This is a genomic window from Leptolyngbya sp. PL-A3, from assembly GCF_039962325.1.
Taxonomy (GTDB): domain Bacteria; phylum Cyanobacteriota; class Cyanobacteriia; order Elainellales; family Elainellaceae; genus Vacuolonema.
In genome coordinates this window covers 52,277-67,770 of record NZ_JAMPLB010000032.1, presented here as the reverse complement: position 1 = coordinate 67,770, position 15,494 = coordinate 52,277, and the positions used below count along the sequence as shown (strand labels likewise).

General features: G+C 49.9%; 9 protein-coding genes. 7 read left to right on the top strand and 2 right to left on the bottom strand.

The window, feature by feature from the left end; all coding sequences use genetic code 11:
- The first annotated feature begins 1,093 nt into the window (after nt 1-1,093).
- From NDI52_RS21620 to urtE, 6 genes are all read left to right on the top strand, one after another.
- Nucleotides 1,094-2,590 (top strand): hypothetical protein, encoded by a 1,497-nt coding sequence (locus tag NDI52_RS21620; protein WP_190789299.1) that lies wholly within the window; start codon nt 1,094-1,096, stop codon nt 2,588-2,590.
- A 742-nt stretch (nt 2,591-3,332) separates the two neighbouring features.
- On the top strand, nt 3,333-4,649 hold the full coding sequence (gene urtA, locus NDI52_RS21615; protein ID WP_190775002.1) for an urea ABC transporter substrate-binding protein: 1,317 nt from the start codon (nt 3,333-3,335) through the stop codon (nt 4,647-4,649).
- 162 nt (nt 4,650-4,811) lie between these two features.
- Complete coding sequence (locus tag NDI52_RS21610) at nt 4,812-5,981, top strand: branched-chain amino acid ABC transporter permease (protein ID WP_190775001.1); 1,170 nt, start codon at nt 4,812-4,814, stop codon at nt 5,979-5,981.
- A gap of 53 nt (nt 5,982-6,034) precedes the next feature.
- Entirely contained in the window at nt 6,035-7,198 is a 1,164-nt protein-coding gene (urtC, locus tag NDI52_RS21605; protein WP_190775000.1) for an urea ABC transporter permease subunit UrtC, read from the top strand.
- A gap of 18 nt (nt 7,199-7,216) precedes the next feature.
- Nucleotides 7,217-8,341, top strand: coding sequence for an urea ABC transporter ATP-binding protein UrtD (gene urtD / locus NDI52_RS21600; RefSeq protein WP_190774999.1), 1,125 nt, complete (start codon nt 7,217-7,219; stop codon nt 8,339-8,341).
- A gap of 47 nt (nt 8,342-8,388) precedes the next feature.
- Complete coding sequence (urtE, locus tag NDI52_RS21595; protein WP_190775019.1) at nt 8,389-9,096, top strand: urea ABC transporter ATP-binding subunit UrtE; 708 nt, start codon at nt 8,389-8,391, stop codon at nt 9,094-9,096.
- A gap of 51 nt (nt 9,097-9,147) precedes the next feature.
- Here the strand turns inward: urtE and NDI52_RS21590 are convergent, their stop codons facing one another.
- The gene (locus NDI52_RS21590) at nt 9,148-11,346 is read right to left on the bottom strand and encodes an ATP-binding protein (protein WP_190775018.1); all 2,199 of its coding nucleotides are present in this window, start codon (nt 11,344-11,346) and stop codon (nt 9,148-9,150) included.
- Nucleotides 11,347-11,623: 277 nt separating this feature from the next.
- On the opposite strand from NDI52_RS21590, the gene NDI52_RS21585 reads away from it, so the two are divergent.
- Nucleotides 11,624-14,569, top strand: a complete 2,946-nt coding sequence (locus NDI52_RS21585) for a glycoside hydrolase family protein (protein WP_242035701.1) — start codon at nt 11,624-11,626, stop codon at nt 14,567-14,569.
- A 143-nt stretch (nt 14,570-14,712) separates the two neighbouring features.
- On the opposite strand, the gene NDI52_RS21580 is transcribed toward NDI52_RS21585, so the two are convergent.
- On the bottom strand, nt 14,713-15,486 hold the full coding sequence (locus tag NDI52_RS21580; RefSeq protein ID WP_190771176.1) for a hypothetical protein: 774 nt from the start codon (nt 15,484-15,486) through the stop codon (nt 14,713-14,715).
- Nucleotides 15,487-15,494 lie beyond the last annotated feature (8 nt).

The window sequence follows — 15,494 nt, the reverse complement described above, 5'->3', positions numbered from 1 at the left end:
TCAACAAAAGTACATCGCCCTCCAGATAGAAGACGCCTACTCGCTTGGGTAGATGTAGACGGCATTTTAGGGATTTAGGATGGTTACACTTCAGGTGCAAAAATTACGTTTAGGGGTTCAGTGTATATACGGTTATTTTTTGTGTCTGCCTCAACCTAGTTACCCTATAGGCAGAGCAAAATGAAGGAGGGATGTGTCTTATAGCGGGTTGAAAGAGTTGATTTTATATACCCTGTGCAACAAGTAATTGATGCCTACGTAAACCTTCTATGGTTCCTTCTATGGTTCGTACCTAGCCACTGGCTTTAATCACCTAACAAGTAGCAGAGGATGCTGAGCCCTAATAAATGCCTTTTTCAATAAGCTTATCTTGGCACTAATCAATCATAAGGATTGAATTCACCACTGCTTCATTAAGCGTATTCACTCGCGTCGTATTATTCACTGGCTAAAATATCACAGAAACAAAGGTTTTAATTATTAACTCCAGCATTCTTTCACAGGCCAATCAGCAATTGTGACAAACGTTTGAATTCAGTATCCAGAGAACTTATCAACTCACGGTTCATGTTTTTACAACCGCGTAATTGAACTGTCCATCAGGCATTTGAAAAGATAGAGATATGACTGTCAGAACTAGAACTTATTGCTAAACCTACCAAAGAAAAAGAAGTGTGGTACAAGATGATTGTGATGAATTTTGGTATATTGGACACAGTTTTTGAGGCAGGGTGAATTTACGTTCTGTCCTCTCGATACTTTTACTCGTCTGCTGGTAGTCCTCTCAATAGTTCCAGTTAGCGTATAGCTTTTCAAAACCCAGGCCAATTTCAAACAGCCTCTAATGTCCCATAGAAGGTTTTTATGTTTGAAGCGAAATCACTGTTTTCCGACTTTCCGTAAGCACCTTTCGCTCAACAACGTTCGTTGCATCCGCCATCAAACGCCAGCTTCTATCGAGCTAAAGCGTTACTCTGCGTCAGTTTTGTACACACCGTAAAAGTTTTTAAGGGCAACGTATTGTGTTGTCCTTATAAGTCCCTTGACTTGAACCAAGATTGTTTACCCGTACAAGTTTCTAGGAGCCAACGACATGTATAGAAATCAGTATTTCATGGTTGCTGGGTTGTCATCTCCAGATAGGGAGTTCGCAGGAATGGCTCCTATCTCCCTTATGGATTTCAGTATCTATCAAGGTCCTCACTTAAACCTATCTTTTACAAAGCATGAGTCAGTAGAGATCCTCCTGCTGGGATATGTCATTGATCCTCTAAACCCCGAACGGAGCGATCAAGAGGTCATAGAAAATCTTGCGAGAACTTGTAAAACTCAGAACAGCTTCTTTGAAGGAATTCAAATTTTATCGGGACGGTTTGTTCTAGTTTATAGAAACGAGTCATCCTTTATTGCCCTGGGGGATGCATGCAGCTTCAAGCAAATGTACTTCGGTCAACTGGATGATTTCTTCGTCATGACTTCATCTGAAGCCATGTTCTTGAATTATTTTGATCTTTCATTGCAAATGTCTTCCTTGAAGCAGCAGCATGTGGCTGATCCAAACTATAAAAAGCATGAACAGGCCTGGTTTGGGGATAAAGGCTTTGATGACCGTTTGTTTAAGGTTCTGCCCAATCATTACCTGGATCTAAAGGCGAAAGAAGTTAAGCGAATACCCTACTTCTCTCCCAAAGGAAACCTGAGCGAAGACGACATTATCAATTTTGCTTCCAGTGTTTTGAAAGGTACTTTTGCTGCCCTAATAAACAGAGGGTTGACATTGAAGCTAGCTTTAACAGCAGGTTTGGATAGTCGAGTTTTGCTAGCAGCATCTAAAGACTTTAAAGATAAGATTGAGTATTTCAGATTTAATCATAAGGTTGACGCTCCAGACACGATCATCCCGAGCCGTCTTGCCCAAACATTGGGACTCAACTATGAAGGCCTTACACCAAAATCTCTGAACGATACGTTCCTAGCTGAATACAAACAGGAGCATATCATTCCGCCCATCCTAACGAAAACGACTCATATTCAGCATTACTACTACCATTGGCAAGACAGAAACTACATCAGCATTAACGGAGGAGCGAATGCAGTTGCCAAAACCTGTTTTGGCATTATGAAAGGGAAAGTATCATTAGACATGCTAGTTTGCTTTAGCAACTACGCAACAGATAATGAATTCGTCCGATCAGAACTGAAAGCATGGTTGGAAGACGCCGCTGATTATTCAGAATCTTCTGGGGTTCCTCTGCTCGATCTGTTCTATTGGGAGCAACGATTGGGCAACTGGGGAGCAGACCAGCCTTTCCAGAAGGATATTGCCATAGAAGAGATATGCCCCTGCAATAACAGAAGTTTGATCGCCCACCTCCTACTGATCAATCCTTCAAAGAGATTGACACCGAACTATGAATTCTTTCGAAAACTAATTCAAAGTATGTGGCCTGAGGTTCTAACAGAGCCTATTAACCCTGGGAAAAAGTGGCCCGGAGAAAAGAGATTTAAATCGATTTTAAAGAGGAACAGCGCGCTAAACTTTGCTGCCAAGACAGCGATTTACAAAACAAAGAAAGTGTTTCAATCCTAGTTGAACAACTAGCTTTGTCTAGTTTGATGTGGGGATACTCATACTCCCCACATCAAAACATCGGCATGTTTTCATGACTCTAACGATATCCTTAAAGGTTGGGAGAATACACGTGATTCCGGACTTGTTGGAATAGAAATGGTTTGAGGGGGCGATCGCTCACCCAAAAATCCCTAAACCATGTCTCAAATTATTTCTAACCCCTACTTACAGATGGTTTAGACTTATTTCAGTCTTCATTTATCCATACATTCTCTCTCCGTGATGTATAGACGGATACGAGCTAAATAAGCTTTTCAAGTTCCTTAAAGTGCTAGTGGCAACCGAACCAAGGGAAATTAGGCACACAATATTTAACATTCTCCAAGATTTCAATCGGCGCCTGAGCCAGACATAAAAGGGATGGCAACAAACAAACAAAGAGGGAGCGTGGAAGTTTTCCTCTCTGCCTTGTTTTAAGCCCCTTTTACGCCAAAGAAACCTTCAGAACGAATTTTTCTACGTTTGGGAAATTAGATAAATTAGTGTTCTAATCGGGTCATTGCACGCCGACTATAGGAGTTGTTTATCGACTTAGCATGGTAATTTAATCTTCGCTAGCCCCCCAAGGCAGATTTTGTATCCTAGGACACAAAAAGAGGTCTTACGCCGCTCTAGTATCTGTGCTGATTCGACAATGCATAGAATTTCCTCCGCCTTTTCGTTGCGTTCCCTTCCCTGATTCTTAGGAGAACAAAATTTAATGTCCATGCAGTTTAATCGGCGTAAGTTCCTGGTCTATGGTTCCGCTGCTCTCGGAACCAGTATGTTGTTGAAGGCGTGTGCAAGTTCTTCCTCAGACACAGCCGAGTCGCCTGCGGCTTCGCCTGCTGCGGGCGCTTCGCCTGCGGCTGCCAGTGGTGACACGATTAAGGTCGGGATTCTTCACTCCCTAAGCGGCACGATGGCCATCAGTGAAACCACTGTCGTTGAAGCTGAGCAACTCGCTATCAAAGAAATCAACGCCGCAGGTGGGGTGCTGGGCAAGCAGATCGAGGCTGTGATTGAAGATGGTGCCTCTGACTGGCCCACCTTCGCAGAAAAAGCAACCAAGCTGATCGATCAGGACAAGGTCGTAACAGTTTTCGGCTGCTGGACTTCGGCCAGCCGGAAAGCTGTATTACCCGTGTTTGAGTCTAAGAACCACATGCTCTGGTACCCCGTGCAGTACGAGGGTCAAGAGTGTTCTAAGAACATCTTCTACACGGGAGCTGCCCCCAACCAGCAAATCGAGCCTGCCGTTGACTGGCTGCTCGAAAACAAAGGGAAAGAGTTCTTCCTGGTGGGTTCTGACTACGTGTTCCCCCGTACCGCGAACACGATTATCAAAGAACAGCTCAAAGCGAAGGGTGGCGCAACTGTTGGTGAAGACTACCTGCCCCTGGGTAGCACCGAAGTTACTCCCATCATCACCAAAATCAAGCAGGCTCTACCCAACGGTGGCGTGATCTTCAACAGCTTGAACGGGGACAGCAACGTGGCCTTCTTCAAGCAGATGCAGGGCGCAGGCCTCACCCCCGACAAGTATCCCACCATGTCGGTGAGTATTGCGGAAGAAGAAGTGCGTCAGATTGGCAAAGAGTTCCTCATCGGCCACTATGCCGCATGGAACTACTTCCAGACTGTTGAAAGCCCTGAAAACACCAAGTGGGTTGCCGACTTCAAGAAAGAGTACGGCGAAGACCGCGTAACCAACGACCCCATGGAAGCGGCCTACATCATGGTTTATCTGTGGAAGCAGGCTGTTGAGAAGGCAGGCACCACTGACCTGGAAGCGGTACGTGCTGCGGCTATCGGCCAGGAGTTCGCCGCTCCCGAAGGGCCGGTGAAGATGACCGCTGCTCACCACATCACCAAGACAGTGCGAATTGGTGAGGTGCGTGACGACGGTCTGTTTAATATTGTTTACTCCACCGATGGCCCCGTTGATCCGCTGCCCTGGAACCAGTATGTACCGGAAACCAAGGGCTTCGCTTGCGACTGGACCGATCCCGCGAAGGGCGGTAAGTTCAAAGGCTAAATTGAACGTCTGATTCAGGGCGGCGGTGCTTGGGCTGCCGCCCTCTTTTTATACCTGTAGCCACTCTTGGATAGGGCAGAGGGAAAGGGTGGATACGGTGCAGATGAATCCTTCTGCCCTAGCTCAGAGTGGCAATAGCCAGAATTCATAGGGAGAAAGCCAGTGTGGCAAGGGTTGTTTGATGGCCTGTTTAATGGCATCAGTATCGGTGCCGTTTTGTTAATCGCGGCACTAGGGCTGGCGATCGTTTTTGGTTTGATGGGTGTGATCAACCTGGCCCACGGCGAGTTGATGATGTTGGGCGCATACACCACCTATGTGGTGCAAAACGTGTTCAAGCCGCTGGGCGAACCATTCTTTAGTCTTTATATTTTTGCCGCGGTGATCGCCGCATTCATTGTCGCAGCGCTGGCGGGGTTAGCCCTGGAACGAGGGGTTATTCGATACCTCTATGGGCGACCCTTGGAAACCCTACTGGCGACCTGGGGCGTGAGCTTGATTCTGCGGCAGTTTGTCCGGAGTGTTAGCACCTCAATGGCGGTCAGTCTAACGTTGTTTTGTGTGCTGTTCTTTGGTGCCATGTGGGTTTTGAGCAAGCGCCTGGATTGGGAGCAGGTACAGAGAAAAGTAATTTCAATTCTGCTGCCCTTGTCCTTGGCGATCGCCTTCATCACCGGCTCCCTTCTCAACACCCAAGCCAAGCTTGCCAAGCCCTGGTTTAGCGCCCGTAACGTAGACGTCACTCCTCCCGCCTGGCTGCGCGGCGGTGTTCCCGTAGGAACGATGCAACTTCCCTACACCCGCCTATTTATCATTGCCCTGACGCTTCTGTGTCTCTTCGCTATCTACTGGTTCCTGCAAAAATCGGCCTGGGGTCTACGGATTCGCTCCGTCACCCAAAATCGCAATATGAGCGCCTGTCTCGGGATTCCCACCCAAAAAGTGGATGCCCTCACCTTTGCCCTGGGCTCTGGCCTGGCAGGTGTAGCAGGTTGCGCGGTCAGTCTGCTCGGTTCGGTTGGCCCTAACCTTGGCGCGAACTATATCGTAGACGCCTTCATGGTTGTGGTTGTTGGTGGGGTCGGCAAAATTGTCGGTAGTGTTGTAGCCGCTCTGGTAATTGGAACTCTCAACTATCTAGTTGGTTCAGGCACCATCACCCTACTGGTGGGCAGTGCCCAAGCTCCAGTCCTACAACCGCTGGTGGACTTCTTCACCTTCTTTGCCACTACCAGCATGGCCAAAGTGATGGTCTTCATTCTCATTATTGCCTTCCTTCAGGTACGCCCCGCCGGGCTATTCCCACCGAAAGGCCGTGCTGCCGAAATCTAATCCACGACCCATTACCGATTCCCCATTACCGATTACCTCTTCAGGACATAGGCATGGCAGTAGATACATTAGGCGGGCTTCAACGAGCCCGGCGATCGCCCAGTAAAGCGGTTCTTCTTGAAATCGGCATCGTGGTGGTGGTGGCACTGGTGCTGGCCTTTATCGTGCCGCTGCTGCTGTCCGATTTCCGACTCAACTTGCTGGGTCGCTTCATGGCCCTGGCGATCGTCGCTCTGGGCATTGATTTGATTTGGGGCTACACCGGGCTCCTGAGTTTGGGGCACGGCATTTTCTTTGCGTTGGGGGGGTATGCGATCGCCATGCATACCCAACTCCAACTTCCCAACGGGCAGCTTCCCGAGTTTTTTGGGTTGTACGGTGTGACGGCACTGCCAGCATTCTGGAAACCCTTCTATTCGTTCCCGTTTACGGTGGTGGCGATTGTCGTGGTTCCGATGATTGTCGCTGCGCTGTTTGGGTATTTAGTATTCCGTAACCGCATTCGAGGGGTTTACTTCTCTATCCTGACCCAGGCCGCTCTGGTGGTGTTCTTCAACTTCTTCAATGGTCAGCAGAAGTTGATCAACGGAACCAACGGTCTTAAAACAGCCACCGACAAGCTGTTTGGTATTCAGGTCAGCGAGATGCAGTCTGGCTTTTATGTGACCACGATTGTTTTACTAGCGCTAATCTACGGCTTCTGTCGCTGGCTCACCAGTGGTCGCTTTGGACGGATGCTGGTAGCAATTCGCGATGATGAGAACCGGGTACGGTTCTCGGGTTATGACCCGACCAGCTTTAAGGTACTGGTGTTTGCAATTTCGGGGGCGATCGCTGGGGTTGCTGGTGCCCTCTACACTGTCCAGTCGGGGATTGTATCACCCCAATATATGGACATTGCCTTCTCGATTGAAATGGTGATTTGGGTCGCAGTGGGCGGACGAGCCAGTCTAGTTGGGGCCATCCTTGGGGCGGTTGCCGTGAATTATGCCCGAGCTTTGTTGAGTGAGCAGTTCCCTGGAGTCTGGTCATTTTTCCAGGGGGCCCTGTTCCTGATTGTGGTGATGGTGCTGCCCAACGGTGTGGTGGGTTGGCTACGGGGTGAGGGATTGGATTTATTGCGGCGCATGTTCCGTAAACCGAAATATGCCAGCACCTACCCGTCCGTTGACCTGAATGAATCCATCCAAAAAGAGCGCAAGAGCATCGAAAAGTAACCCCTTGCAGAGCGAGCTATGACGGCTAAAATCCTTGAAATTGACAACGTAACCGTCAGCTTTGACGGGTTCAAAGCGCTGAATAACCTCAACTTCAGTATGGAGCCGGGGGAGCTACGGGTAATCATCGGCCCTAACGGCGCAGGCAAGACCACGTTCCTGGATGTAATCACCGGGAAGGTACGGCCTACCATCGGGCAAGCTCGGTTTAAAGGCCGCGATCTCACCAGCCTGAAAGAACACGAAATTTCGCGTCTTGGAATTGGCCGCAAATTCCAGACGCCTCGGGTTTACCTCAACCTCACTCCCCGCGAGAACCTGGAGATTTCTGGAAATCGCAACAAGACGGTGTTCAACACCCTGTTCAAAAAACAACCCAGCTCTGAGCGTAAAACCATTATCGAACTGCTCGAAACCATTGGTTTGACGGCTCAAGCCGATACTCCAGCGGGGCTGCTCTCCCATGGACAGAAACAATGGTTAGAAATTGGCATGCTGGTGGCTCAGGCTCCCGATCTACTGCTGGTGGATGAACCCGTAGCCGGTCTGACGGATGAAGAAACGGAGCGTACCGGTGAACTGCTGACCGCTCTGGCAGAAAGCCACTCCATTATTGTGATCGAACACGATATGGAATTTGTGCGTCAGATTGCCCGCAAGGTAACAGTGCTACACGAAGGCAGTGTGCTGTTTGAGGGCAGCATGAGCCAAGTGCAAACCGATCCACGGGTGATTGAGGTGTATCTGGGTTCTGCTCCCTCTATCTCAGCAGAGCAGATGACGCTGTTGCGGATCGCTGCTTCTATGGCCTGGAGCGATGGCACCCTGGAGCGTGAAGAGAAGGCTCTCATGCTGGAGCGTTTGAGTCAGCAGTTTGCGAGCGATCGCGAAGAACAGGCCCACCTTCGGGAGGAATTGGAAACCTATTTGGGCAAAGATATTGCTTTAGAAGATCTGGTGCCCCTTCTAAAAACCGACGAGGAGCGAGAACTAGCCCTGAAGCTGAGCTATGAAGTGATTTGCGCTAACCAAATCAATCCCAGGGAATCAGCAGAGTACCAGCGGCTTCTCCAGCTTTTGCAATTACCATCAGACGTCGTGAACCGGGCAGAACAAATTATTAGTGCGGGGTTAGCCAGATGACACAAACTATGACCCAAGCCCCCGTCGACAACAAGGCATCGGATGCCATGTTGCAAGTCTCCGGGCTCAACTTCTACTACGGTGAAAGTCATATCTTGCGGGATGTGGATATGACCGTGCCGCGAGGACAGATGGTCTGTCTGATTGGGCGTAACGGAGTGGGCAAAACCACATTACTGAAGAACATCATCGGTCTGCTCAAACCTCGTACGGGTAACATTACCTTCGATGGTCATGGGGTGACCCAGTTGTCTCCCGATCGCCGTGCCCGTCGCGGCATTGGCTATGTACCGCAGGGCCGCGAAGTTATCCCCCGGCTAACGGTGAAGGAAAACTTGTTACTGGGGTTGGAAGCGAATCCCAAGGGTCGTCCCAAAAATATCGATCAGGCGATTCCGGAGGAGATTTACGAGCTGTTCCCCGTACTGAAAACGATGTTGTCTCGCATGGGTGGTGACCTGAGCGGTGGACAGCAGCAGCAGTTGGCGATCGCCCGCGCCCTCATGGGTAAGCCTCAACTCCTCGTCCTGGATGAGCCCACAGAAGGAATCCAACCCTCCATCATTCTGGACATCGAAGCGGCCGTGAAGAAAATCATCAAAACCACCGGAATTTCGGTGCTGTTGGTGGAACAACACCTGCACTTCGTGCGGCAGGCCGATCGCTACTACGCGATGCAAAAAGGCGGTATCGTTGCCTCTGGCCCCACCCACGAATTAAGCAACGAAGTGATTCAACAATTCCTGGCCGTTTGATGAAGTGTCTTTAAGGTAAAGCGGGCGGTGTTGAACACCGCCCGCTTTACCTTAAAGCTCATCATGCTTCTCGGGTGATTGATGGGTGGGAATTTGAATGATGAATTCGGTGCCTTCGCCGGGTATGGAGAAGCATTCCAGGCTGCCACCGTGTTTTTCGGCGATCACCTGGTAGCTGATGGACATGCCCATGCCAGTGCCTTTGCCGATCGGCTTAGTTGTGAAGAAGGGATCGAAGATGCGTTGCATCACGCCTTTAGACATGCCGGAGCCGTTGTCCGCGATCGCAATCTGCACCCATCCTGGTTTAATTGTCGACGTACGGATCCGAATCTGGTTTGGATGCGCCTGTAGCTCTTGATAGCTGCGGCTGTGATTCTTGTCCTCCAGGGCATCAATGGCATTGGAAATAATATTCATAAATACCTGATTCAGTTGCCCGGCGTAGCATTCCACCAGAGGCAATTCCCCGTATTCTTTGATGAGTTCGATTTCGGGGCGTTCTGGTCGCGTCTTGAGTCGATGCTGTAGAATCAGCACCGTGCTATCCAACCCTTCGTGGATATCTACAGCTTTAATCTCAGATTCATCCATGCGTGAGAAGTTACGAAGCGACAGCACAATTTGACGAATCCGTTCTGTACCAATCTTCATCGAACTCAGGATTTTCGGAAGATCCTGCTGCAAAAATTCCAGGTCGTCAGTTTCGATAGCCTCTTCAATTTCAGGTACTCGCTGGGGATAGTGCTGCTGATACAAATGCAGGATGTTTAGAAGACTTTGACTATATTCCTGAACATGATTCAGATTGCCATAAATGAAATTAACGGGGTTATTAATTTCATGGGCAACACCAGCCACGAGCTGGCCCAGACTCGACATCTTCTCGCTCTGCACCATCTGAGCCTGGGTTCGTTGCAAGTCCTTTAATGTGTTCTTCAGTTCAAGCGTCCGCTCATCAACCCGATCTTCTAACTCCGCATTACTCTTCTCAAGGGCAGTAAAAGATTCGCGGAGTTGGCGAGCCATATTGTTGAAGGAGTGCGCCAGGCTGTTGAGTTCCTGAATGTTTCCCGTCCTGACCGTCTGTTCCAGATTACCCGATGCCATCGCCTCGCTTGCTCGGTTAAGCCGCAATAACGATTGCACAATCCAACGGGAGGTTAAAAGGCCGAGGATAGTCGCGATCGCCAATGCCCCAACACAGAGCACCACCGTTGTCCGAGTGTTCGCGTTGATCTGGGACATAAAAGTACTTTCGGGTACACCCATGACCAGTACCCAGTCCAAACCATTGGGTTCCTTCCAGGGCATGATCTGGACGTAGTAAGACTCTCCCTGCACATTGATACGGAGCTCTTCTTCCCCAGTAATGCCCTGAAGATTAGAGAAGTGTTGCTGAATTTGTTGAGTGGTCTCCCGGACTACAGGGTCAGAACTGGCAATACCCTTTAACCGCTGAACCTGATCATTCACCACCGTGTAAGGTGGGGCTTCTCCAGAACTCGCAATGAGCGTTCCATCCCGTTCCAAAATAAACACTTGGCCGGAGCGGCTAACCTCTAGATCCCGTAGAAACTCACTCAGCCTTGCCAGGGATACATCAATGCTAACCATCCCCAACAATTCGTTGTCGCTATTGTAAATCGGGCGGCCGGCAGACGTCGCGATATAAACCTGATTGGGGTAATTGACGGTGAAGATGGGTGACCAAATGGGTTTACCAGCTTTGATAGGTTCGGTGTACCAGGGTTGCTCAAAGTTATTCCAGCTCAGGGTTTCCAAGACCTTTGTGCGGTTTCCCTGGGCATCCAGCGCGTAGCTTTTCCAGTTGTTGGGTGGCTTTGCGCTCCAGTCATCCATCGTAATGGTCTTACCATCATAGCGAGCGGCTCCTACCCCCTCACCCGTCATCAGCCCAATGCCAATGTAGCTGACATCATAAATTTTCATTTGATGCCAGAAGTACTTGCCCACGGTTTGGCGATCGCGCACATCCAGTACACCCGTCTGAACCGCTTCCGCATTCACATTGCTCAGAGTTTGCGGAATGGTCATATACGAATCCAGGTGTTGATCCACCAGGCTGCCTGTACGATCCATCATCTGGACAGCCAATTCGTTCACGGCCCGCTGCCCATTCTTAAACGACAGGTATCCAACCAAGCTTACAGCCCCAAACACCTCTAGCACGAAGGGAATGCTGAGAATCAGCTGCAATGGAAATGTACGGGTACGAATGGACTTCATCATCTCCGGAGGCCTATGTCGAAGAAATACCCTGGGAACACAAGGGCTTCCCATAGATTGCCCGTAGAATCCCCGGTTCTACCAATTGCTTAGGTTTCGACCATGGGGATGAGATGTGGTGGAAGGGGCACGGAGAGCCCTCTTTCACCACACCTCACCCATACACCTAGACCATGACCTACCCATTCAAATATGACGACGAGATAGCAGAGTTGGCTCTGGAAAGAATCGCTATACTGTAGGCTTTCATTGGTTTGCACGTGAGGATCAGGGCATTATGGGCACCTGGATGAAGGAAACGGATAAAGCCATTTACCTGATGGAGGGGAATGGATATATTGCCTCTGTGATTAAACAGTCTTCTCAAACCAACGGGAAGGAAAAGGTGGCAGATATTACTCCCCTTAAAGCCTGGTTTGCCCGTCAGGATAGACCGGGAGGAATGACGGTTTCCGTCGGTACTAGAACCCTTGAGCCTGGGCCCGTACGCCCTGATGATGGACTAACCGTTGAACACAACAGCCAGCTTAAGGTGGTCAACGATACCTATCTCAAGCTGAGCCCCAAAAATTCCAGCGAGCTGTCCAATCAAGAAAAAGTTTTTGTTAAAGCCGACACGATTTTTAATGTCCGTTCTTATCAGGATGCCGGCAATTATCATGGGCGAATTGAACTGTCAGCACCCATCGCAGGTAGTGGAGCAACTACATCCTGGTATGTCTTTACACCGCATATTCGGTTAATGACGGACGCCGTTCTAACCGTTACTCACGATACCTACTTCAAGCTAGAACCCAAGCTTTCGTCGGCGTTGTCTACTTCTGCAAAAGCGCTAGTCAAGCAGGGTACTCCTTTTCATCTAGAATCCTTCTCTCCAGCCGCAAACGATCATACTCAAATTGAATTAGCAGATGTCACTTTAGGGCCAAACAACGGCACCCTCTGGTACGTCTACAATCTGCATTTCAAGGCTGAAGCCGATGGTAGTAGCTCTGGCGGGGCTGGTCATCGTGGCATGCAAATTCGCATCGTCAGTGATACCTATTTCACTCTCAGCCCTACTCCCCCCAATGAACTGCCAAATCAGCAGAAAGTTTTAGTCCGGCAAGGGACGGTGTTGAGCATTCAGTATTACACCGATGTGGGCAGTAAGCGTTGGCGAGTTGAACTCGTAGAGCCTACTCTAGGAGATGGTAAAACCACATCCTGGTATGTTGATACCCAAACGACCCGGCTGGTTTCCGACATCACTCTGACGGTTACCCAGGATACGAGCTTTAAGCTGGAACCCAAACAGGCATCGGACTTAGCCGATACATCCAAAATTCTGGTTCGGCAAAACACCCAGTTTCAATTGGTGACTCACTTACCTGCTGCGAACGATCACACCCAGGTTGAACTTGCCAATACCGGCCTTGGCTCACAGCAGGGAACGAGCTGGTACGTCTATAATCCACATCTTGCCATTGAGGGGCAACGGCAACTCCTGCGGGTCGTTAGTGACACGATGTTTAAGAGCAGCACGGCGAACTCCAGTGACTTGCCAGAAGATGCCAAAGTCTTTATTCCGCGCAACACCGTTTTCGAACTGAGTTCTTACCATCAACCCAAGCGAAATCACGTTAGGGTTACGCTGAAAGGCGCATCTCTTGGCTCCCAGAAGCGCAATACCTGGTATTGTTATGCCCCTGATATCTACATTGTGGGTACGGAAATTGGGAACCATCCGACGGACAGCAATAATGCCGGACGGCCTGTAAATTCGAGCGATCGCGGCATCCCTCTCCAGTTTCCCGGCTTCACGGGCACCTATTATGCCAACGATCCGATTCTGCGGGTAACCCAGTATGGGGAACCCGGGTACTTCACCTGGAGCGATGCGTTGCATGTCGATCCCACAACTGGGAATTACCGTCGTCCTGCTAGTGCCGATGTGATCTACGGTATTCAGCGGCTTGCCAAGGTGATGGAAGATATTCGCAAACGGTATGGCGATCGCCCCATCAAAATCAACTCCTGGTATCGCGATCCGGCCACTAATGCGGCGGTGGGTGGAGCGTCCCACTCTCGCCATATGATGGGCGATGCGCTGGACTTTGTGATTCCGGGAGTGCATCCCTACACGGTTTACGCGGACCTGGATACCTGGTGGGGCAGCAAAGGTGGGTTGGCGAGTGCCAGCACCTTTACTCACATCGATGTCCGAGGGTACCGCGCCCGCTGGGATTACGATTACTGGTATTTCAGCAAAACCCAGGAGAATTGGGGCACCTGGATTAAGGAAACCGACATTGCTATGTACCTGATGCGGAGCGGTGCCTGGATTTCTCGCATTATGAAATCCCCTTCCCCGGCCAATCCAGCGGAAAAGGTATTGGACGTTAACGTCATGAAGGATTGGTTTGCCATGCCCAATGCTCCCGCACGCATGACCATTTCCATTGGTACAGGTGCCCCGGAGCCGGAACAATGGATTGAACCACCCACAGGCCACACAGGGGAAATCAATGCAGCCGGTATTCAACTGATTAAGCACTTTGAAGGGCTCCGCACTACGGCTTATCAAGACTCGGTTGGAGTTTGGACGATTGGTTATGGGCATACCTCAATGGCCGGTCCTCCACGGGTTGCTCAGGGCATGACCATCACGGAGGCAGAAGCAGAAACGATTTTGAAACAGGATCTCGATGTATTTGAGCAAGGGGTTGCCAATGCTCTGACGATTACCACGAATGAGAATCAGTTTTCGGCGATGGTGTCCTTCTCGTTCAATGTCGGCTTGGGGGCTTTTCGTGGCTCAACCCTGCTGCGGAAGCACAACGCCGGAGACGTTGCCGGAGCAGCAGAGGAGTTTTTGCGGTGGGTGTATGCGGATGGTAAGATTCTGCCGGGTTTAGAGCGACGCCGTAAGGCAGAACGGGCTTTCTATCTGAACCAGGACTATCTTCAATTTATGCGAGGAGCAACAACCGCGAGTATGGGAACATCTGAGAGTACGGAAACGAACGCGAGTACGGGAACGAACGCGAGTACGGGAACGAATTATTCTCGTGTGGCGGCGGTGACGGCGGGAGTGGCGGCGATCGCAGGCTTGGCTTTCGGTGCCTACAACCTTTTCACGGCTCCTCCAAAAATCGAAGAACCTCCAGCTCAGGAAACCCCCAAAGATTTGACGGAGCCCGTTGGTTATCTGAATATGTTTGGCGATCGCCCCTGGGGTTAGGTGTTATAACAAGTAAAGTTCAATGCTTATGATAAAAAGTGGCGCGGCGCAAAGCGCCGCGCCACTTTTTATCATAAGCATTGAACGCGACATGATATTACTGCATGTAAGGATAGAATCTTCACATGCAGTAACCATTTTGATTATTCCTGAGACATAGATTTGTGTAAGCGATCGCACACTGTTTCCAATGACGATAAATCCACATCCGCACAGGATTTACCATCGTATTGGAATGGATTATCCAAATCGCGAATCAGTAATAGCAAATAGGTAAAAGACATCACCAACAAGCTTGAGACCACCAAATTTTCACTAAAGCGATCGGCCCCGATAAGTAAAAGGGCAACAACTGTCCCGACCAAAAAGATTTCTAGCAGGGCATAGGCTGGCCCTAAGAACTCGGTATCGCGAATGATGGCGATTTGGCTGACCAAAATGCGAATTTTTGCCAGCTCTGTTTGTGTTCGGCTGACAATGGGGCCATTTCCATGCTGAAGCAACCCGGCTAAATTCGCGTTCAATCGGTACAAGGCGGCTTCCACGTCATCAACGGGTTTGCCTTGTTGCAACCAATCTACCAGGCCCTTCGCAACGGCAATTAATTCGGTTGTGAGCGGTTGAGGGTTATAGTCCGGGCTCAGCTTTGCAATTAACAAACTGCTGTCCTGAATTGTTTCTAAGGAGTTGGCAATCTGTACGGGCATATTCGCGCTGTCATTAAATTCTCGCAGAGTGCCACTGAGGACAAAGGCAATCACAAAGGTTGCGGAGCCAAACAGTGCTGCCGTTAAGGAGTCAAAGGCCCAGGGTTCCCAACCGAGACGGTGCATGCCAACCTTGACCAGGCCAAACAGAAGGGTGAAGGGTAGCACCGTCAGAAATAGCCGCCATTTTGTCAGCGAGAAGGAGGACATCAACGAAA

Bases quoted from the DNA above. Each gene is read 5' to 3' on its own strand.
- urtE (WP_190775019.1), top strand. From the start codon at position 8,389: ATGTTGCAAGTCTCCGGGCTCAACTTCTACTACGGTGAAAGTCATATC.
- urtC (WP_190775000.1), top strand. From the start codon at position 6,035: ATGGCAGTAGATACATTAGGCGGGCTTCAACGAGCCCGGCGATCGCCC.
- NDI52_RS21580 (WP_190771176.1), bottom strand. From the start codon at position 15,486: ATGTCCTCCTTCTCGCTGACAAAATGGCGGCTATTTCTGACGGTGCTA.
- NDI52_RS21590 (WP_190775018.1), bottom strand. From the start codon at position 11,346: ATGAAGTCCATTCGTACCCGTACATTTCCATTGCAGCTGATTCTCAGC.
- urtD (WP_190774999.1), top strand. From the start codon at position 7,217: ATGACGGCTAAAATCCTTGAAATTGACAACGTAACCGTCAGCTTTGAC.
- urtA (WP_190775002.1), top strand. From the start codon at position 3,333: ATGTCCATGCAGTTTAATCGGCGTAAGTTCCTGGTCTATGGTTCCGCT.
- NDI52_RS21585 (WP_242035701.1), top strand. From the start codon at position 11,624: ATGGGCACCTGGATGAAGGAAACGGATAAAGCCATTTACCTGATGGAG.
- NDI52_RS21620 (WP_190789299.1), top strand. From the start codon at position 1,094: ATGTATAGAAATCAGTATTTCATGGTTGCTGGGTTGTCATCTCCAGAT.